We start from the raw sequence: 20,792 nt of genomic DNA, 5'->3' as shown, positions 1-20,792 counted from the left end.
TATGTAATTTACAAATATTATATGCCTTGTAATAAAGAATTCAGCTTTCCCTCAGCCTCTAAAGCATAAAGATCATCACAACCGCCAACGTGATAATCACCTATGAAAATTTGTGGAAATGTATTACGTCCATTTGCACGCTGTACCATTTCTTGGCGAAGGGATGTGGAAGCATCAATATCTGTATACTTTACGCCTTTTTTATTAAGCAAATCACGTGCTTTTGTACAATAAGGACAGTTAGGGCGTGTATAAATTATTATCTCTTTCATAGTATTATCCTCCAATATTTTTTAATAATATTCATTTTAAATTCCTCTTAAGAAGAGGGAAAAATAGAATCTTCTTTGAGAACACGCGAAAATGTTAGCACATCAACCTGTCGTGCACCTGCATCTTTTAATGCAGCAGCTGCTGCTGTAACTGTTGCACCCGTTGTAAATACATCATCAATCAGCAAAACAGAACATCCTTTGAGATATTTTTTAACTTTATGCGAAACCTTAAAAGCATTTTTTACGTTAAGTTTTCTCTCTCTTGAAGAAAGACTAACCTGCGGACGGGTATGCCGACAACGAACAAGCCAACTCGGTTTTAAAAGCTTTTTTTGTGATGCTGCAATATAACGTGCAAGCTCAGCAGATTGATTATAACGCCTCTCCCAAAAACGACGAAAATGCAATGGAATGGGAATAATAACATCACAATCATCAATAACCTCGCGTCCAGCAAACATCATCCAATTGGCCATAAATGATGCCAATTCTATATGATCACCATATTTTAAGCGCGTTACTAAAGTTCGTGCAAGCCCTTTATGAACAATGACTGAGCGAACACGTGAAAAAGGATGAGTATTACGGAGTGCTTCACCACTAAGAAAACCATCCCCCATATCACAAACAAAAGGAGTCCCCATAACAGGACAATAAGGTTTCGTGATAAATTGAAGGTCTTTCCAACATTCGGAGCAAATCGTACCATAAGTAGAAACATTTTGCTTACATCCAGGACAAATTGGTGGATAAAGCATCGTTTTCAAGCGTTCAACGAACTTACTTAGTATATCCCCGCTATTTAACGCCGCTTCTCGAAAATACAACATTATAAATTTAGGCTTTTACAAGTTTCCCTCAGAACAAAAGTTCCTTTGTATTTCCTCAATTTATAATTTTAATTCCTTTAAAAACTCTTACCTTCTATAAATTTATTTTCTTTCATATTATAAACTTGACAGAGCTTGCACAAATAATGAACCTTTTCAAAATATATTCTTTCATAGATCGAAAGTGTTCCACAATATGTCGCATCCTTTAATTTTTGATCATAACCGCATTGAACAATTCCGAAAACGTGCCTTTCAAAAAGCAAAAAAAGGATGTGACTTTTTACTCTCTCACATGGCAGAAGATCTCTATAAACGCCTTAGCACTGTTGATCGCCTCTTTACATTAGCTCTTGATTTACACAGCCATACAGACCTTGCTGCGCAAGCTTTAATGAAATCTGGAAAAGTTTGTTCCATAGAACGCATTGAAACCGATACGCTTTATCAAAGCCATGATAAAAAATTCTATTTACGTCATCGAGAATTTCTTGATTTACCTCAAAGTTACTGTGACCTTATTGTTTCACTTCTTTCATTACAATTGACCAATGATACCCCTGGTGTTCTAAGCCAGATAAAAAATACCCTTAAACCAGATGGCTTATTTCTTGCTGTTATGGCAGGAGCTGGTACATTAAGAGAATTGCGGGAAAGCCTGCTGCAAGCTGAAAGTGAAATTTATGGTGGAGCAAGCCCTAGGATCTACCCTTTTGCCGACATTCGTGATGCAGGCGCTCTTTTACAGCGTGTTGGCTTTGCCCTGCCTGTAGCAGACGTTGAAGATATCACAATACGTTATAATACAATGTTTGACCTTATGCACGATCTTAAAGCTATGGGAATGCAAAATGCACTCATCAATCGTTCACGACGCCCTGTATCCAAACGTTTTTTTCTCCGCGCAGCTGAAATCTATGCACAACAATTTAGTGATCCTGATGGACGTATTCGTGCACATTTTTCTTTCATCTGGCTCTCTGGTTGGGCTCCTCATCCCAACCAACAAAAACCCCTACAACCTGGTTCAGCGCAAATATCTCTTACAGATGTTTTACAGCCCAAAAAAATATAACCTAAAATTATTTTTTTAAAATACTTTTATCTGTTGTCCGTAATATTTGACTAGTGACCGTTCCAGCTATCATTGAATCGCTCACGTTTAGAGCAGTCCGTCCCATATCAATTAGCGGTTCAATAGAGATAAGTACAGCAACCAAAGTAACAGGAAGCCCCATAATTGGTAACACAATCAATGCAGCGAAAATAGCACCTCCCCCCACACCAGCAACACCAATAGAACTCAATGTTACAACACCAATAAGCGTAGCAATCCAAGTAGGATCAAGAGGATTAATACCCATAGAGGGTGCAATCATGGTCGCAAGCATCGCTGGATAAAGACCAGCACAACCATTTTGTCCAATTGTTGCCCCAAAAGAAGCTGCAAAACTCGCAATGGATTGTGGTACACCTATCCACTGTGTTTGCGCTTCAATATTCAAAGGAATACTTGCAGCACTTGAACGACTGCTAAAAGCAAATGTTAAAACTGGTAAAACCTTTTTGAAAAAACGAAAGGGATTAATCCCAGAAATACCAAGCAATACACCATGAATTCCAAAAATTAAAATAATACCGACATAAGAAGCAATAATAAAAACCAGTAAATTTAAAATATCTGCAATACGCGATATTGCTCCTACTTTCGTCATAAGTGCAAAAATACCATAAGGCGTCAAAGCAATCACAATACGGACTAACCGCATAACCCAAGCTTGTGCCACTTGAATAAATAAAAGCGCTTTTTCTCCTTTTTCTGGCTCATCTTTCTTTAAAAGAAGAACCGATGCACCTAAAAATGACGCAAAAATAACAACACTGATAATTGACGTACGTTTAGCTCCACTCAACTCAGCAAATGGATTTTTAGGAATCATAGACAAAATCATCTTTGGTATATTCATATCTCCAAGTTTAGAAATATGACCTTCAAGAAGAGCAGAAACATTTTGCCCTTCATGCACCAAACCCTCGGTTGTTAATCCAAAAAAATTAACCACAAGCACACCAACCAATGCTGAAAGAGCCGTTGTAAAAAGCAATATTGAAATTGTTATTATACTCATCTTTCCAACAGCATAAACAGAATGTAAATGAGCAACTGCTGAAACGATAGAAATAAAAACCAGTGGCATAACAATCATTTGCAACAATAAAATATAGCCTTCACCGACAATGTTAAACCATTCAACGGATTTCAATAAAGTGCTTTCACCCTCTCCATAAATAAACTGCAAAACACTTCCAAAAATCAAGCCAAGGATAAGCCATAGCATAACACGTAGTGAAAGACTCCATTGCATTTTCTTACTTTGAGAAACCAATAATAAAAAAATAACAAATAGAAATAAATTGACGAAAAAATTAAATGTCATTGTCTATGCTCACTATTATTATGGTTGACATAAATAATCTGCATAATTCAAAATCAATGCATGATATTTAAAATTAACCTATAAAGCTTACAAGGCTTTTACAAAATCATTATTTTTTTAATTTATAGATTAAAAGAGAATTTTTTATCTACTAATAACTGTTTAAAGAAAATAAATAAAATTATTTTCTTATTCTTTAAATTTATGCTCTTATAAAATAGTTAAATAAGAAAAATATAAACAACATTCATTGCATCTTAATACTGAATAATTCCAGCGTATCTTATCCTATAAATGTCCTTACCACTCTCTTTTGCTATTTGAACTGAAGCGAGCTTTCCAAGAAAAGATGAATTAACAATCGAACATTCATGATTTTTCTAGAAAATACACCAACAAGCTACTTCTGCTCATTTTATGGACTGCACTCTCAATAGCTTTGATCAGCACTTCAAGTATAATTATTTTATTGAAAATACCTTTTATACATTCTTTCTTTGCTCTCAATGAAAGCTTTTTTATTTTTCAAAATTCTTTTTATAGTCATAAAAAGGTTTTTAAAGACAACATGTTGATTTATAGTCATAATTTACTGTTTGCATATTAAATGAGAGTCCCGAATCACATAAGATTCTCTCATTTCAAACCTGTTTATCTTGAATCAATCAAAATCATTTGCTTGCACGTCACAAGCAGGGCAGATATGTGGATAAAAATGTATGAGAAAGGAGTAGAAATACCTCTTATGAAACGTCTTAATGCAAGAGTTGTCGAAACATTGAAGGGCGGAGCTTGAGCAGCAAATATAAATAATATGATTGCTTTTTATAATAGCGCAGTAAAACTTTTAACGATACCTATTCATATGCTGATCGAACAACACGTGCACGTGCTGTAGATAATTTTGTCATTTTAGATACAAAAAAGATAAGTTGGAGTTATAATGTTAAGCAAGAACTAATAAGAGGAAGGTTTTTGAATTTGAAGAGGCATGCCTCACGCAAAGTTCGTATCGCCCTTTTACACGACAATGGCTTTATTATAGTTGTATCTTCAATGATGGAGTTTATCAGATACCACATATATTCCCTATGGTGCCAGTAGTAGAAAATAGAGTAATACAAATTATAGGCATAGGAGCACGAAGCGTTTTTTCTGTGTTGATAGCTAAGAATTTGCCTAATATAGATGCAATAGATACAGGTCAATGCTTTCCACGGTATCTTTATAAAAACGTTGAATCTCTGTAACTGATCGTGATGAGAAACATTCCCTTTTATTTACGAATTCTACAGAAGAAAACACAACAGCTGGTTTACAGAGGCGTGATGCCATTACGGATGCACTTTAAAGCTGCTTATCCTAGTGAGAGCATAACAAAGGCGGTTACAAATTTCTAGATAATGAAAACAATGGAAAAGACTGAGGGTATATGATTAAAATGAGAGGCTTTAAGCCTACAAATATTATAAATTTTATGAATAGTACAGTTATAAAGCATTAAAAGAAGCTTTAAAGTAAATTTACAATATATGGGAGATAATTAATCGTCTATAATAAATTGCGCTCATACTGATAAAAATTATTCTGCTATAGAAATGTTGTTCTTTTTTGAATTTTTATGCGTATTCAAACACTCATTCGTTACAAGCTCAATCTCTTTATCTCTTTCATCTTTATCAAGAATAATAGTATTTTAATATAATAACCCCTTTGCATACAAATAGTTATTTCTTATCTATGAATAGCTTATAATTTCATATAACCCTATGAAGATAATATTTTTATTTATTAATATTTAATGATGTAATTAACACATTCATTCTATATATTATCATCTTTATTTCTATCTATTTATATAATATATTTCTTTTTTCTATAAAAATAAGCTTGAGTTATACATACATAGATCTATCGGTATTTTTTCTACTGTCTTTTTAGCGCACTGAAAGATTGATATCATAATTTTTGTATAATAAAATGCTCTTTCATATAAGCATCGTATATTGAATTATAATAATTGACTATTAACCGCAAATTATATTTTTTTATCCCTTTTAAAAGTGAAAAATATTATTTTCAGACCTATTCATAAGTAGATGAGCCAAGTGAATAAAAAATGTTTGATAATAAGCTTTATCTCTTATGAACTATCTTTAGTACAAAAGGACAACATTACGATTACGGAAATATCGTGATATTATTGGGTATAAAAATCACACTGCCCAAGAGATTTTTGTATTGTATCCTTTCCGTTATGAGAAATGTTAAAAGCAAGGTAGGATATGCTCTCTAGAGCAAATGAGTGAATGAACCACCACGGTTATATGCATTTTTAAAAAAGTAGGAAGTATTTTTGCTTCAAATTTAATAGGCACATTCTAAAAATAAAGGTTCTACCGACTCATTCCAAATAGAATAGTAATGGGACAAAAATTTTTCAGCATCTGTTTGTCCCATTGCAACAACCTCTTCTAGAGGATTAAGAAAATTTGTTTCATCAAAACCATTCGTATCATACTGTTTGCGATTTTTTAAGCCTTTGCGAGCAATAGCGAGAGATTGACGTGCTAACTCTAAAAGAATAGTTTGACGAAAAGGAGTTCTTAACCCTTCTTTAGGAACGCGTTGGCGCAACTCTAAAACTTCTTCAAAACACCAATCTTTTGTCAAAGCCTCTGCCTCATTAAGTGCTTCCCTATCATAAAGAAGCCCAACCCAAAAAGCCGACAACGCACAAATGCGCTTCCAAGAACCGCAATCAGCTCCCCTCATTTCTAAAAATCTTTTTAAGCGGACTTCAGGAAATAACGTTGATAAGTGATTAATCCAATCTCCCATGTTTGGAATTGAATTTGCAACTTGTCCTTTTAATGCTCCATTCATAAACTGACGAAACGTTATGTGTGTACAATCATAGTAACGACCATCACGCACAACAAAATACATTGGAACATCAAGGGCCCATTCAACATAATCAACAAAACCAAAACGCTCAGAAAATATAAAGGGAAGAACGCCTGTCCTCTGATTATCCGTATTACGCCAAATTTCAGAACGCCACGACAAAAAGCCATTTGGGCGCCCTTCTGTAAAAGGTGAACTTGCAAATAATGCTGTTGCAATGGACTGTAGCTTCATGGACACTTGCATTTTTCGCCGCATATCACTTTCAGATGAAAAATCAAGATTAACCTGAACTGTTGATGTGCGATACATCATATTAAGACCATTATACCCCACTTTAGGCATATAATCAGTCATAATCTGATAACGTGATTTAGGCATTCGCGGCGTTTCAGCTAAAGTCCACTTTGGACTAGCTCCAAGACCTAGAAAACCTATACCCAATGGTTCTGCAATTTTTTTGAGAAGAGTTAAATGCTCCATCAACTCATAATATGTATGGCCCACTGATTTTAATGGTGCACCAGATAATTCAAATTGTCCCCCAGGTTCCAAAGAAATGGCTCCCTGATCAACTGATCCTACGAGCCCAATAATATTCTCTTCATCTAAAATAGGTTTCCATCCTAAGGCGCTTTGCATCCTCTCTAAAAGCGCTCGGATTCCCCTCTCTCCTTCATAAGGAACAGGGTGAAAACCATCTCTATAAAACGGAAATTTTTCATGTTCTGTACCAATGCGCCAATCATCTTCTGCTTTATACCCCCCTTGGAAATAGCTAACCAAAGAATCTAAGTTATAAATTTCACTTTCATCAGTTATATCAAGCGCCATAACTCATCGTATCCTATAATTGGTATCATCATCTTAAATGAATTGTTTAGAATGATTTTACAGATTTCTCAATCCATTGCCCAATCCCCCACGGTAGCATTAAGAAGAGCCAAAGCAGCAACAGCGGCAGTGTCAGCGCGTAAAATACGCGGACCTAATGATATTGGAACCACAAAAGGATGTTTTTTTAAAAAGCTCCGCTCTTCTTCACTAAAGCCACCTTCCGGTCCAATAAGAATACCAGGTGTTGTAACGTCACGCTTTTTAAAAGAAGCTAATGGATTATGCGATTTATGCTCTTCATCACAAAAGAATAAAGGCTGTGTCTTATCCCACCGTGCTAAAAGTTCTGCTAATGATAGAGCAGAGACGCATTCAGGAAGAGATAAAATTCCACACTGTTCAGAAGCTTCAATAACATTGGCTTCCATACGCGCCATATTGATACGCGTAACCTGCGTATGATGCGTCATAACAGGCTGCAAAATCGATACCCCCATTTCAACAGCTTTCTGCACCATATAATCCAACCGCGCGTTTTTGAGTGGAGAAAAGCAATAAATAAGATTGGAGTGCGTCGTTTGTAATCTTTCTTGATGGATAAGCTGAACCACAACAAATTTTTTCTTAATAGCGATAAGTTTAGCAAGCCACTCACCATCCTGTCCATTAAAAAGTAAAATTTCTGCTCCTTCTTTCATACGCAAAACATGCACAAGATAAGAAGCTTGTGCCCCCTCTATCTTTATTTCTTCATTCAAAGCCAATGTCTGTCTGATAAATAATCTTTTAAGTTTATAATTTATGCGCATAAAAATTTTGCCAAAGCTCACTATCGTCATCGAGAAAATGAAGAAAAATATATAGCAAAAAGAAAAAATTATATCTATAGAACTATAATATATTAAAGAATTATAGAGTTTTTTTAGCTTTATGAGATAATAATAGGAACTTATAGATCCTTAAGTGATTCTGCTTTCATAAAAGTTTAAATAATACACCATTCATCTTTGCATTCAGTCATTGATGCATCCGTGGAGGAAAAATATGTCTGCTAAAAAAGCTACAATTATTACGATTACAACCCTCTTAGCCTTTATTTTGATTACAGTGGGAATTGGTTCTGTTGGAGCAGACGGGAAGCATACAATTACCAAAGATGGCTATGGTATTTCTTCTGCGATTCAATAAGCACTGGCCAACATCCTCCTTAAAATTTTAATGTTTTTTAGCAACTTTTCTAAGATTTGCATCAATATTATGAATCTCTTGTATTTGAGAGATTCCATAAGAAGGATTTTTATTCTTCTCTTCAGTCATTTATCTATATCAACCACACTTATTATGACGGAGAGGACGGTTTTTACTGCTTCACGACGAACGGACTTAAAATGAGAGAATCTTTCGATAATGGGAGCTCTGATTTAAATTTAAAAGACAATTTTAAGTTGCAAAAAAACGAATTACCATTATAGGATAGAATATTATACAGATGAAAAACGATACTCAATCTGCGTCAATGTCTTTTGTAACCCAAAAATTACCATGATTTTGTCCTTTAGAGCTTAGAGAAAATGTAAAAGGCCATGCAAGGCTATTAGCAAGACATTGGACGTCTTTACATAAAGTTTCTGATCTATAGTTTTTGTCTAGTTGTGCCTGTAATATCAGTTCATTTTGCTTCCCTTGCGCAATAGCAGCTGCAATGGTTCCTTGAATGGATAAGCTCAAGTCTGCTGTACGCATTAATGACTCTGTCACCTTCATCATACCTTCTGAAAAGCTTGTCTGAATATCCCAGTGATCAAATGTTGTTGAAAAAGTATCATTATTCATTAAAAGAAATTGTTGTTTATTTGAAAGTCTTGTTTGTAATTCATTCAGATCATACCCTAATAGCCGACCAGAAGACATCTTCAGTGTTAATTCACCCTGCATTTTCGTAAAAACTTCTGGCCAAGAATCAGCAAGTGTTCGTACCGTTGCAGTAAAATTCGTTTTGCTTTGTATAAATGGAATAAATCCCAAGGTTTCTAAAGTCTCCTGCATATCAATAGAAGCGCCTGAAATATTTCCTCCAATACGCACTCTCTGTCCAGCTGACGTAACTTCAATATTACTTTGCACGGATCCACCAAAAATATTAGCATGTCCAAGATCAAAAATACCATGCCCATCTCTTATTTGTATTGCAGCAGCTAAATTTGTGAGTGAAATATTTCCTATTTTAGCTTGTGGCGCAGAAAGTCGTATATCCACGCCAATACGATCAAAAGTTCTCATGTCAAAGCAGGCATTTTTCTTTTTTCCTGAAAAAAATATTGAACCCAAGAAGCTAAGGTCTAGGTTATCAAAAGCTAAAGAGCCCATGACATTTGGTACATAATCTTGAAAATCGAGTTTTAAAGCTCCTCGCGCATTGGCTTTTCCCATCGTAAATGTAACATTGTTCATTTGGATATGCATTGGCTGCGCTAAAAAATGAGATTCCCATACAATGGGTATTTTTAATTTATGTCCCCAAAACTGATTTCCACCAACCCAAGACAATGTCTGATTCCATCCAGGAGAACGCATCGATACTTTTCCGTCAAAAATATAATATTCAGATAACCGAGCCTTTCCTGTAAAAGTTATTCCCCCACGTACAGAATTGAGACTTGCCCTAATATGACTTTTGCCTCCTGCAAGAAGCAACAATGCTTGAGAAGCATCAATTGATAACTTTGTAAATTCTCCACGCCAACGCGCATCTGCGCGTAACCGTACTTCCTGAGTTGATTTCGGACAATCTAAAGTTGCATTTAATCCTGTTATTTTTTCTGCTGCTCCTGAAAAACTATCGTGATACACAAGAACACCATTTTTAATGACAATCCGCCCAAAAGGTTGTTTTAAAAGTTGCTCTATCTCTGGATGTTCAGGATTATGTTTTAATATTTCACGCGTATTACGTATTGCCAACCCTAATGCACCTTGTGAGCGAGAAAACCGATCAAAAAAATCTGCTATTGTTTTAACAGGCTTTTCCATAACAAATTGAGGACGCATAATCCGCGTCTCTGAAAAAGAAATATGTCCCCAAAGAAGATCGACGACAGAAAGATCAACTTCTATTGATTCAGCTTCCATTAATGGCGCAACATCATCCATTTTTGATGTTAAAGTAACGCCAGAAAGAAATGCTTTAGGATAAGGAAAAAGATGTAATCGCGGTGGATCACGCAATTGCACATTGTAACCCGTCCATGCACTCAAATCCTGCGCTAAACGAATACGAATCGCATCTGTAGAGATAAGATAAGGTAAAACGAGAATCCCCACTCCCAATAAAAAGATAATTGTAATAAAAATTCCGCTCAAAAGTTTTATTATTCTGATGCGCACAATATCCCTCTATACTTATCCCCCTATAACAGATTAAAAACAAACTTAAATGATCATAAAAAGTTTTTATAACCCTATAATTCACTATATCCACTTTGTATCTTCATTATTTTTGTTCTTTATCCAAAATTTATTCAAACAGCAATGTTGCTGCTTCTTTATAAAGCAATTATTTAAAAGTCTTCAAAACTATAAATCCACAACATTATAAAACCATTCTTACTGTTCTCATATGAATATTGCTATAAAACTCTATCGTATTATTAGAAAATGCTTTACAAAAAAAAACAAACAGCCTTACCGAAAGGATCTCTGAATGAATAATATTATCGACGGAAAAAAACTTGCTGAAGAGATTATTGTGAAAGTTAAGGCCGAAACAGCAAAGCTCCGCCATCACTATAATATACAACCTAGTATCGCTGTTATTATCGTTGGAGATGATCCTGCAAGTCAAGTATATGTCGCCTCAAAAAATAAAAAAGCCGAAGAATGTGGGTTTCTTTCAATCAAACATGCCGTTTCCAAAGAAACACAAGAAAAAGAACTCCTTCAACTTATTGCAACATTAAATTCTGATCCCAAAATTCATGGTATTTTGGTACAGCTGCCTCTCCCTGCTCATATGAATACAAATCGCATAACACAAGCCGTTGCTTTCCAAAAAGATGTTGATGGTTTTCATTATATTAATGTAGGAAAACTCGCGGCAAATGCACTTGAAGATGCAATTATTCCCTGCACTCCAGCTGGTGCCATGATGATGATTGAACAACACTGTGGGCAAGATTTATCTGGACTTGATGCTGTCGTTGTTGGACGCTCTAATATTGTTGGAAAACCTATGGCTGCCCTTTTAACAGCAGCAAATGCTACTGTGACAATTGCCCATAGTCGTACCCGTGACCTTGATGATGTGTGTCGAAGCGCTGATATTCTAGTAGCAGCTGTAGGCCGTCCACAAATGATTAAAAAAGACTGGATAAAAGATGGTGCAATTGTTATTGATGTCGGTATTAACCGCGTTGCTGCACCAGAAAAAGGTATAGGGAAAACACGTCTTGTTGGTGATGTCGATTTTGAAAACGTAAAAGAAAAAGCTGCTGCGATTACCCCTGTTCCAGGAGGCGTTGGACCAATGACAATTGCCATGCTTATGGTTAATACACTCAAAGCTGCTGCGCGATCACACAATCTGCCTATACCAAAATTCTAAGAATTGTAACAATTCCTTGTATATGGTTTCATTGTATATGATTCAGCTTATTATTTTTGCATTTTTCATGTCATAAAAACAGATGCCCCTTGATCTGCACGATTAACGGATTGACGAAAAACATGAAAAAGTTCGCGTCCAACACCATGTTCGTTTTTTGAAAGATCTGGAGGTATGATTTGTCGCGCGTTAAATTTTGCTAAATCCTCCAAAAGAGTTAATTTACCCTCATGAGCATCAAGAAAAACAATATCACCATCCTGCAAACGTGCAATGGGGCCATTATCCACTGCTTCTGGTGTCACATGGAGGGCAGCAGGAATTTTTCCTGACGCTCCTGACATACGCCCATCGGTTATCAATGCTACCTTTTGACCGCGATCTTGTAAAACGCCTAAAATGGTCGTTAATTTATGAAGCTCTGGCATACCATTGGCTTTTGGTCCTTGATAGCGAATAACAGCGATAAAGTCTTTATTATGCAACACTCCAGATTTAAAAGATTTTTGTAGTTCCTCTTGATCATTAAAAACAAAGACTGGTGCTTTAATCTGCCAATACTCTGGTTTAACAGAGGAAACTTTTATAATAGCTGTTCCCAAATCTCCTGATAAAACACGAAGACCACCATCAGACTGAAATGGCTTTCTCCACCCTGCTAACACCTTATGATCACCACTTTCCTTAAGAGCCGCTTCACGCACCACATGACCATCAGCAGAAAGCTTTGCTTCAATTGCATAAGCATTGAGATCTTTACCAAAAACCGTAGAAACATCTTCATGGACCAAGCCTGCCTCGATAAGCTCGCGAATAATAAATCCCATTCCCCCCGCAGCATAAAAATGGTTAATATCTGCTAAACCGTTAGGATAAATGCGCGCTAAAAGAGGCACAACGGATGAAATTTCTGCAATATCATGCCATGTCAATTTAATACCGCAAACAGCAGCCATAGCAATCAAATGAATCGCATGATTGGTAGAACCTCCTGTTGCATTTAATCCTACAATGGCATTCACAAAAGAACGCTCATCAATGATCATACCAAGTGGACTATAATGATCACCAAGATCTGTCATTTCAAGTACACGTTTCGTAGCTTCTTTTGTTAAAGCATCACGCAACGGTGTATTAGCATTAATAAAAGAAGCTCCAGGCATATGAAGCCCCATCATCTCCAGTATCACCTGATTAGAGTTAGCTGTTCCATAAAATGTACATGTTCCTGGCCCATGATAAGAACGTGCTTCTGATGCTAGAAGTGTTTGGCGATCTATTTTATTTTCCGCGTAAAGTTGACGTATCTTCGCTTTTTCATCATTACCTTGACCACTCGTCATGGGACCAGCTGCTATAAAAATTCCTGGTAAATGACCAAATGTTAGTGCACCAATCAATAAACCTGGCACAATTTTATCACACACCCCAAGATACAATGCTGCATCAAAGACATCGTGTGATAAGCTTATAGCTGTCGCCATTGCAATTACTTCACGCGAAAAAAGGGAAAGCTCCATCCCCGCATTTCCCTGCGTAACACCATCGCACATCGCGGGAACACCACCTGCAACCTGTGCAACACCACCAACCATACGGGCCGACTCTTTAATTAAGTGAGGAAATTTTTCAAAAGGTTGATGCGCTGAAAGTATATCGTTATATGCCGTGATAATGCCAATATTCCCAACAATATTTCCCTTCAAACGCTCTTTATCTATTGCACCACAAGCAGCAAAGCCATGCGCCTGATTGGCACATCCTAAAAAACTCCGTTTGGGGCGATGAACTTGTGCTTTTGCAATACGATCTAAGTAAATTTCTCGTGTTGATTGAGACCGTTCATAAATCCTTCGTGTAACTGTGGCAATTGTCTTGGAAAGTGCCATATTTCTCTCCCCCTTTCATTGTTGCTGCCCCTCATTCATTGAGAGAGATTACGTTTTTATTCACCTTGTGTCGCATATTTTGATTCACTTATTTCATTTTCTGCAGGCGACCAATAAACCTGAACGAGATGAGGGGAATTACGCAAAATTGCCCGAATAGGCATTTCTATTTCAGACCCGTCTTGACAAGCCTCTTCAAAACAATCGCGTTTCTGAAAACCTTCAAAATGGAGAATAATACAACGAGATTGCATAATAACTGGCAAAGTTAGTGAGAGTCTTGGCTCAACAGCACTCTTAGCATGAAGGGGTAAAACAAGTGCTTGTGTTCGTAAATCAAGCGCTTGCTTTAAACGATCAGCATCAGGAAAAAAAGAAGCCGTATGTCCATCCTGCCCCATTCCTAAAACAACAACATCAAAGGGTTTAGGCAAAGTATTAACACGACTCGCCGCTGAAAAAGCAGCAAGTTCAGCAGTAATTGCTTTATGATAAAGCCCTACAAAACGTGCTTTTTCGGCAAAATTTTGTAACAAATGACACCGTACCATATGTTCATTTGAACGTTCATCGTGTGTAGGGACAAAACGTTCATCGACCAAAGTGATAATAATATTTTGCCAATCAATATCCGCTTTTGACAAATAATGAAAAAACAATGCTGGTGTTTTACCACCAGACACCGCTAAAACTGCTCTCTTGCGCTCAAGAACAGATACACTAAGCTCTGCGGCTACTCGATCTGCCAATGCCAAGGCTAAAGTCTGAGGGGTTTCAAAATCTAAACGGTCAATATTCATTCTATACATACTTATTGCTCTAAACTAAATTGTTCCATATACGCCCATCACGTTCCATGAGGCTCATCGAAGCAGACGGCCCCCACGAACCAGCATTATAACTGTGAACAGGCTGTTTTATTGCTTCCCACCCCTCAATGATTGGATCAATCCAACGCCAAGCAGCCTCAACTTCATCACGACGCATAAACAGTGTTTGATCTCCACGAATAACATCCATTAATAAACGTTCATAAGCATCAGGATTACGTTCAGAAAATGCGGAAGCAAAACTCATGTCTAATGGAATGTGACGAAACCGCATACCGCCATAACTTGGATCCTTAATCATCAACCATTGTTTTACACCTTCATCAGGTTGGAGACGAATTACAAGCCGATTAGAAAAAATTTCATCTAAATCCACATTAAAAATATTATGAGGAATAGGTTTAAAAACCACAACAATTTCAGACATTCTCGTGAACATGCGCTTACCTGTTCGTAAATAAAAAGGCGTATTAGCCCAACGCCAGTTATCAATCTTAACCTTAAGGGCTACAAATGTTTCGCTCTTACTCACTCTTCCCAAATCATCAAAATAAGACTCTACAGATATACCATTTGATAGACCAGAAAGATACTGCCCACGTACAGTATGCTGCCCTACATTATGGACATCAAGCGGTGTTAAAGAATGTAAAACTTTAAGTTTTTCATCACGTACAGCATTAGCACTGTTGGTAAATGGTATTTCCATCGCAACCAAACAAAGTAATTGTAGCATATGGTTTTGAACCATATCGCGTAAAGCACCAGTGCTTTCATAATATTCTGTACGCCCTTCTAACCCTAAAGATTCAGCAACGGTTATTTGAACATGATCAATATAATTGGAGTTCCATAGCGGTTCATAAAGTGTATTAACAAACCGCAATGCCATTAAATTTTGAACAGTTTCCTTCCCAAGATAATGATCAATACGAAAGATCTGCTCTTCATTAAAGGCGCTTGCAAATACATCATTAAGTGAAACCGCTGTTTTTACATCGCAACCAATTGGTTTTTCAATGATAATCCGTGTTTGTGGTGTCACCAAATCATTTTTTTCCAACTTCATCGCAATATCAGCAAAAAGTGACGAACCAACAGCCAAATAAAAAGCTCGAATATCCGCTGAATCTTGTGACAGAAGGAGGGCTAAATCCTCCCACCCTCGATTTGAGGAAACATCAACAGAAACGTAAGTTAAACGTGCAAGAAAACGATTGAGTTCTGTTGAATTTAGATCTTTTGAATGGATATGTTTTTCTAAAGAAATGCGGACAAAATTTTGATATTCTTCACAACTTAAGGAAGTGCGCGAAACCCCAATAATACGTGTTGGCTCACTGAATTGCCCAGCACACTGACAATGATACAAAGCCGGCAAAAGCTTGCGCAACGCCAGATCACCATTGCCACCAAACACAATACAATCAAAGGAAGAAACTGGAATAATTTTACGCACCATGAACTTGTTTATTTTTCTATTCGATTATGAAATCCCATATCACTTATAAAAGCTTTCATCATTAAAGCAGACAGATACTAAATAAGCCATTAATTTTCTTCATTTCAAGCAATGTTTCCATTAAAGGCGATCCAATAAAGAAAACCAACGCATTGCTAAAAATATAAGCGGATAACGCAAAACTCTCCCCCCCGGAAAAGATGAAATCTTTAAGTCTTGGAAATAGGAAAAACGTTCATATTTTCCAGTTAACCATTCTGCGTATAATTTTCCCACGAAAGGAGCCAGCATAACGCCATGCCCTGAATAACCACCACAATAAGTCATCCTTGAAAAAATTTGGCGAACATAGGGCATGCGTTCAACTGTGATGGCAACCGTTGCTCCCCACCGATGGCTTAAATTGATAGAATGTAATTGAGGATAAATTTCAACAATTTGCCGTTTTATACGTTCATCTAAATTTAGAGGATGCTTATTATCATAACTTTCTACACCACCGAATAAGAGACGATTATCAATGCTTTTGCGAAAATAGCGAACCATAAAACGGGAATCATCAACCGATTCCCCCCCTATAAGAATTGAACTATGCTTTGGTAATGGGTCCGTTGCTCCAATATAAGAGCGAATAGAAACAATATTTTTTTCAATAAAACGCTCCAGACCAAGTTTATACCCATTTGTTGCAAGTAAAACATGCTCTGCTGTTACACTGCCTTTTTCTGTTATTACTTTCCAAAGTGCTCCCTTGCGCCTTACGGTCGTTACTTGTGACTTCTCATAAAGCTTAGCACCAGCATCTTGTGCTCTTTTTGCCAACCCAATAATCAATTTTAAGGGATTTATATGACCGGTATCCGCATCATAAATACCACCACAATAAAAAGTTGATCCAAGTCGCTCAAATGTTTCAGCCTTATCCATAAAAGTAAGCGCGTGATAGCCATAACGCTGCATCGCCTCAATATGCCGTTGATAAGAGAGAAGCTCACGCCTTTTATGAGTTACAGAAAGCTGTCCTCCTATCAAATCACACGGACAATTAGGCATTGCGCATAAAGCTAAAATATCTCTTTTAGCTTCTTCTGCCAAATCAAACAGAGCCTTACTTCGCTCAAAACCATACTTTTTTTCTAATGTTTCTACCCATTGCCGTTGCCCTGTTCCCAGCTGTCCACCATTGCGCCCTGAAGCACCATCACCAAAACGTGATGCTTCAAATAAAACAACATCTACTCCAGCTTTGGCTAAATGATAAGCAGCCGAAAGACCCGTAAATCCGCCTCCAATAATGACCACATCACACTGTCTGTTTTCACAAAAAGAAGGATACGATGGACGTTCTCTTAAAGCATCTTCATACCAAGAAATTCCTGGAGAAATTGAATTATAATCAATCATCGTCATAAAATTTAAACATTCAGCAGGAGATATTCACGCTCCCACGGACTGATTACTTCCATAAAAGTTTCAAACTCTTGGCGTTTGATTGCAGCATAAGTACTGACAAACACATCCCCTAAAATAGCACGTATCACTGTATCTTGTTCAAACAAATTGACTGCCTCAATGAGTCCACGCGGCAACTCAATATTATCAGCGTTTACATTATTTGTCGCTGGCTCATCCGGCTCAATTTTTTGTTGCAAACCAATAAGACCACACGCTAAAGAAGCTGCAAGGGCTAAATAAGGATTCGCATCTGATGAAGGAAGTCTATTCTCAACACGCCGCGCTTGAGGAGCAGAACGAGGAACTCGAAAAGCTGTAGTACGATTATCATATCCCCATCGCAAATTAACAGGAGCCGAATTATCAGGAACAAGACGTCGATAAGAATTCACATAAGGTGCAAGCATCACAAGTACCCCTGGCATATGTTTTTGCAATCCACCAATAAAATGGCGAAAACAGATACTTTCTTCACCATTTTCCTGTGTAAAAATATTCATACCGGTTTTCTTATCAACAACCGATTGGTGAATATGCATAGCAGAACCCGGCTGCCCTTGAATGGGTTTTGCCATAAAAGTTGCATACATATTATGTTTTAGTGCTGCTTCACGAATTGTTCGTTTAAACATAAAAACTTGATCCGCTAATTCAATAGGATCACCATGACGTAAATTGATTTCAAACTGTCCTGCTCCTTCTTCATGAATGAGGGTATCAATTTCCAATCCTTGTGCCTCTGAAAATTGATAAATATCATCAATCAAATCATCAAATTCATTCACACCAGCAATGGAATACCCCTGTCCACCACCAATTGAACGTCCAGAACGACCAACCGGTGGAACTAACGGATAATCAGGATCGGGATTTTTTTGTACCAAATAAAACTCAATTTCTGGTGAAACAACAGGGCTTAAACCCATTTTTGTGTAAAAGTGAACCACCGTTCGTAAAACATTGCGTGGTGTGTAATCCACAACCTGACCATTTTGATACACAAGATCACAAATCACCTGTGCCGTAGGAGCATCTTCCCATGGAACAATGCTTAACGTAGAAAGATCAGGCTCAAGGCGTAAATCACCATCTGCTTTAGGATATTCAAAACCATGACCATCTTCCGGATAATCCCCTGAAATTGTTGCCATAAAAACTGCTGAAGGCAATGCCAATGATGTTTCCGATGTAAATTTTTTAGAAAGCATCATCTTGCCCCGTGGTACCCCTGCTTGATCAGGCGTAATACATTCAATATCCTCTACCTTACGGAAAGCAAGCCATTGTGAAACTTGTTCCCAATTGTGCACACCACGTAAACTTTTGAGAAAACGAGAAACAGGTTTAAAATTCTTACTTTTCGTTTGTTTACCATTTTTTACATCCATAACATACCAACTTTAAAAACAATCAAGTCCTATTCTTATTGTATCAGCCCATGCATAAACGACACAAAAAAAATTTATCAACTGATATTTTGAATAATACTATAAGATCCATCAAGGTAAAAGAACTTTACGCTCAACAAGCTATCCTATCACCATAGTGAAAAAAATGATATTGCACGCGATACATCGGTGCTAACCTTCTCCTTATATAAAACAGCGAGAAATACCATATTGTACGTAACCTAATTCCGATTCAAATAATCATATATAAGCAAACATTGGTGAGAATAATAAAGGCGAGATATTTAATTTCCTTTTGGTTGTCGCAATGCTTAATTAAAAGAAAGGAAACTTTTCTTTTAATATGAAGCAAGTTTTGTAACTCTATTGTTATCCACATAGAAGTAAACACCCTAGGCATGGTGAGTAGCCTTTACAGCTGTGCTTACAAACACTCACCCCGCCATAATATGCGTAAATGTATTTTCAGGATAAGACATACGCTCAGCATTTCCGACATGAAACTTAACCATCGCCTGCATAACAGAGCTATCAACCTTGTTCTGAGCGAATGGTACAAACTCTGCACTTATATCAATTTCCACCGCTTGACATTGCACTTCGCACACAATATTTAGAGCTGAGAATCCAGTAGAGCATACCAAATCCAATAGATAGGAATTTTTGCTAATTGCGCCATGCGTGATCCAACATTTGATAGTCTCCAGCCCACTAGGAGGTGTGTTATTTATATCTAAAAAGCCAAAAAATCAGGATATGAGAACACAATAATATCAATTTCCTTTGAACTAACGTCCTTCATCGTCGATCTTCCACCATCGTAAATTTTTTTTTGTATCAGTTGCTTTCACATACTTTGACTTATGACCTAGTGATACTGTGCAGATTGAGTACACATCCCCAGAGCCCAGATTGTAATTAAGTTCGTACCACTCTGCTCTTTTATAGAAAATAAATAACCATAATCTTCAGATATAATATGCCTAGATTCAATAATTACCGTAAGCTTATGTAAATCACAACCCAATTGTGATAATGCCTCATAAATTTAATGCCTCATAAATTTTACGAGAGTATTCGTCATTGATCGTCACGGCATCGCAGAACGCTGTGGAAGTCGGATATCCCCCGCCTAGACTGATAAAACTTTTTTGATCCTTCAATGCGTAAATATCCTTTCCAGCCTTAGTTAAGGTGGATACTATTAACTCAGTCGAATTCAAATTAGAGCCCACATGCAAAGGCGCCCCATTAAGCCTAATCCTATTGGATTCTAGCAAAGATAATGCGGCACGTAACTCGGCCGCAGTCATACCAAAACGCAATCTATCCCCGTTTGCCAGTACATGGCACAATCTCAATGAGATTTTAGGCAATATGTCAAAATGGCGGGCAAGAGCGATGATGTCATGTAATTCGATAATATTATCACACTGGACATTTATATGTTTTCTAATAGATAATTCTATCTCTTCTCGAAGTTTTACAGGGATATTAAAAAATGTATCTCTACCTTTAAAACCATCTTTTTGCGCTAATGATATTTCATAACCAGATGCAAATTCCAAGTCCCAGCAACATAACAATGATGCCCCGCCCGTCCATTAAAATACCCTGCTTTTTCTCGCCCTAGGCATTCATAGCCCGACCACGTAAAACAGGATACCAATTACAATATCAGACCATAAGGCTGCAAGAGAAAGTTCTTTTATATTTTTATCTTTACATTGCCTCTTAAACAAGCTCGCCTGTTCATATAAGAAGTTATATGTATTATACATATAACTTCTACAAAAGGAGGATTCATTATGTTCCGTGAAAATCTTTGGTAATACACTCGGGTGATTGGATCACCAGTCG

General features: G+C 37.0%; 16 protein-coding genes and 1 pseudogene. 4 read left to right on the top strand and 13 right to left on the bottom strand.

Going from position 1 to position 20,792, the window contains the following annotated elements; translation table 11 throughout:
- Window positions 1–17: 17 nt before the first annotated feature.
- Window positions 18–272 carry a glutaredoxin 3 gene (grxC, locus tag ACFIJZ_RS03045; protein WP_375631011.1) on the bottom strand — a complete coding sequence of 85 codons (255 nt, stop codon included), beginning with the start codon at window positions 270–272 and terminating at the stop codon, window positions 18–20.
- Between the two features lie 47 nt (window positions 273–319).
- Entirely contained in the window at window positions 320–1,105 is a 786-nt protein-coding gene (locus ACFIJZ_RS03040) for a ComF family protein (RefSeq protein ID WP_273790388.1), read from the bottom strand.
- 196 nt (window positions 1,106–1,301) lie between these two features.
- Here ACFIJZ_RS03040 and ACFIJZ_RS03035 point away from each other — a divergent pair, with 196 nt between their 5' ends.
- The gene (locus tag ACFIJZ_RS03035) at window positions 1,302–2,180 is read left to right on the top strand and encodes a methyltransferase (protein WP_375631010.1); all 879 of its coding nucleotides are present in this window, start codon (window positions 1,302–1,304) and stop codon (window positions 2,178–2,180) included.
- Window positions 2,181–2,187: 7 nt separating this feature from the next.
- On the opposite strand, the gene ACFIJZ_RS03030 is transcribed toward ACFIJZ_RS03035, so the two are convergent.
- On the bottom strand, window positions 2,188–3,543 hold the full coding sequence (locus ACFIJZ_RS03030; protein ID WP_375631009.1) for an L-cystine transporter: 1,356 nt from the start codon (window positions 3,541–3,543) through the stop codon (window positions 2,188–2,190).
- A gap of 796 nt (window positions 3,544–4,339) precedes the next feature.
- Between ACFIJZ_RS03030 and ACFIJZ_RS03025 the strand changes: the two are divergent.
- Window positions 4,340–4,925, top strand: a pseudogene (locus tag ACFIJZ_RS03025) (type ISP restriction/modification enzyme); the annotation flags it as partial.
- A gap of 985 nt (window positions 4,926–5,910) precedes the next feature.
- On the opposite strand, the gene ACFIJZ_RS03020 reads toward ACFIJZ_RS03025, so the two are convergent.
- Both ACFIJZ_RS03020 and ACFIJZ_RS03015 read right to left on the bottom strand, forming a co-directional pair.
- Window positions 5,911–7,284, bottom strand: coding sequence for a glutamate--cysteine ligase (locus ACFIJZ_RS03020; RefSeq protein WP_273790385.1), 1,374 nt, complete (start codon window positions 7,282–7,284; stop codon window positions 5,911–5,913).
- A gap of 68 nt (window positions 7,285–7,352) precedes the next feature.
- The gene (locus ACFIJZ_RS03015; RefSeq protein WP_375631008.1) at window positions 7,353–8,096 is read right to left on the bottom strand and encodes a 16S rRNA (uracil(1498)-N(3))-methyltransferase; all 744 of its coding nucleotides are present in this window, start codon (window positions 8,094–8,096) and stop codon (window positions 7,353–7,355) included.
- Between the two features lie 235 nt (window positions 8,097–8,331).
- Here ACFIJZ_RS03015 and ACFIJZ_RS03010 point away from each other — a divergent pair, with 235 nt between their 5' ends.
- Window positions 8,332–8,475: a hypothetical protein gene (locus ACFIJZ_RS03010; RefSeq protein WP_273790383.1), complete on the top strand. Its 144-nt coding sequence runs from the start codon at window positions 8,332–8,334 to the stop codon at window positions 8,473–8,475.
- 315 nt (window positions 8,476–8,790) lie between these two features.
- Here the strand turns inward: ACFIJZ_RS03010 and ACFIJZ_RS03005 are convergent, their stop codons facing one another.
- Window positions 8,791–10,671 carry an AsmA family protein gene (locus ACFIJZ_RS03005; RefSeq protein ID WP_375631007.1) on the bottom strand — a complete coding sequence of 627 codons (1,881 nt, stop codon included), beginning with the start codon at window positions 10,669–10,671 and terminating at the stop codon, window positions 8,791–8,793.
- Between the two features lie 316 nt (window positions 10,672–10,987).
- On the opposite strand from ACFIJZ_RS03005, the gene folD reads away from it, so the two are divergent.
- A complete protein-coding gene (gene folD, locus ACFIJZ_RS03000) occupies window positions 10,988–11,887 on the top strand; it encodes a bifunctional methylenetetrahydrofolate dehydrogenase/methenyltetrahydrofolate cyclohydrolase FolD (RefSeq protein WP_273790381.1) in 900 nt (299 codons plus the stop codon).
- A gap of 65 nt (window positions 11,888–11,952) precedes the next feature.
- Here folD and edd read toward each other — a convergent pair whose 3' ends face one another.
- The 7 genes from edd to ACFIJZ_RS02965 all read right to left on the bottom strand — a co-directional run bounded on the left by edd (window position 11,953) and on the right by ACFIJZ_RS02965 (window position 20,500).
- Window positions 11,953–13,776, bottom strand: a complete 1,824-nt coding sequence (edd, locus tag ACFIJZ_RS02995; RefSeq protein WP_273790380.1) for a phosphogluconate dehydratase — start codon at window positions 13,774–13,776, stop codon at window positions 11,953–11,955.
- Between the two features lie 56 nt (window positions 13,777–13,832).
- On the bottom strand, window positions 13,833–14,585 hold the full coding sequence (gene pgl, locus ACFIJZ_RS02990) for a 6-phosphogluconolactonase (RefSeq protein ID WP_273790379.1): 753 nt from the start codon (window positions 14,583–14,585) through the stop codon (window positions 13,833–13,835).
- A 10-nt stretch (window positions 14,586–14,595) separates the two neighbouring features.
- Complete coding sequence (gene zwf / locus ACFIJZ_RS02985) at window positions 14,596–16,068, bottom strand: glucose-6-phosphate dehydrogenase (protein ID WP_375631006.1); 1,473 nt, start codon at window positions 16,066–16,068, stop codon at window positions 14,596–14,598.
- 120 nt (window positions 16,069–16,188) lie between these two features.
- Window positions 16,189–17,472: an NAD(P)/FAD-dependent oxidoreductase gene (locus ACFIJZ_RS02980; protein WP_375631048.1), complete on the bottom strand. Its 1,284-nt coding sequence runs from the start codon at window positions 17,470–17,472 to the stop codon at window positions 16,189–16,191.
- Between the two features lie 11 nt (window positions 17,473–17,483).
- On the bottom strand, window positions 17,484–18,911 hold the full coding sequence (locus tag ACFIJZ_RS02975; protein WP_273790377.1) for a glutamine synthetase family protein: 1,428 nt from the start codon (window positions 18,909–18,911) through the stop codon (window positions 17,484–17,486).
- A gap of 455 nt (window positions 18,912–19,366) precedes the next feature.
- Window positions 19,367–19,603: a class I SAM-dependent methyltransferase gene (locus ACFIJZ_RS02970; RefSeq protein ID WP_273790442.1), complete on the bottom strand. Its 237-nt coding sequence runs from the start codon at window positions 19,601–19,603 to the stop codon at window positions 19,367–19,369.
- 369 nt (window positions 19,604–19,972) lie between these two features.
- Complete coding sequence (locus tag ACFIJZ_RS02965) at window positions 19,973–20,500, bottom strand: hypothetical protein (RefSeq protein WP_375631005.1); 528 nt, start codon at window positions 20,498–20,500, stop codon at window positions 19,973–19,975.
- Between the last annotated feature and the right edge of the window lie 292 nt (window positions 20,501–20,792).

Origin of the sequence: Bartonella sp. CL70QHWL, from assembly GCF_042194855.1 — a bacterium.
GTDB lineage: Bacteria > Pseudomonadota > Alphaproteobacteria > Rhizobiales > Rhizobiaceae > Bartonella.
Note: the sequence above shows the minus strand (reverse complement) of the source record. Positions and strands in the feature narration are given on the sequence as shown.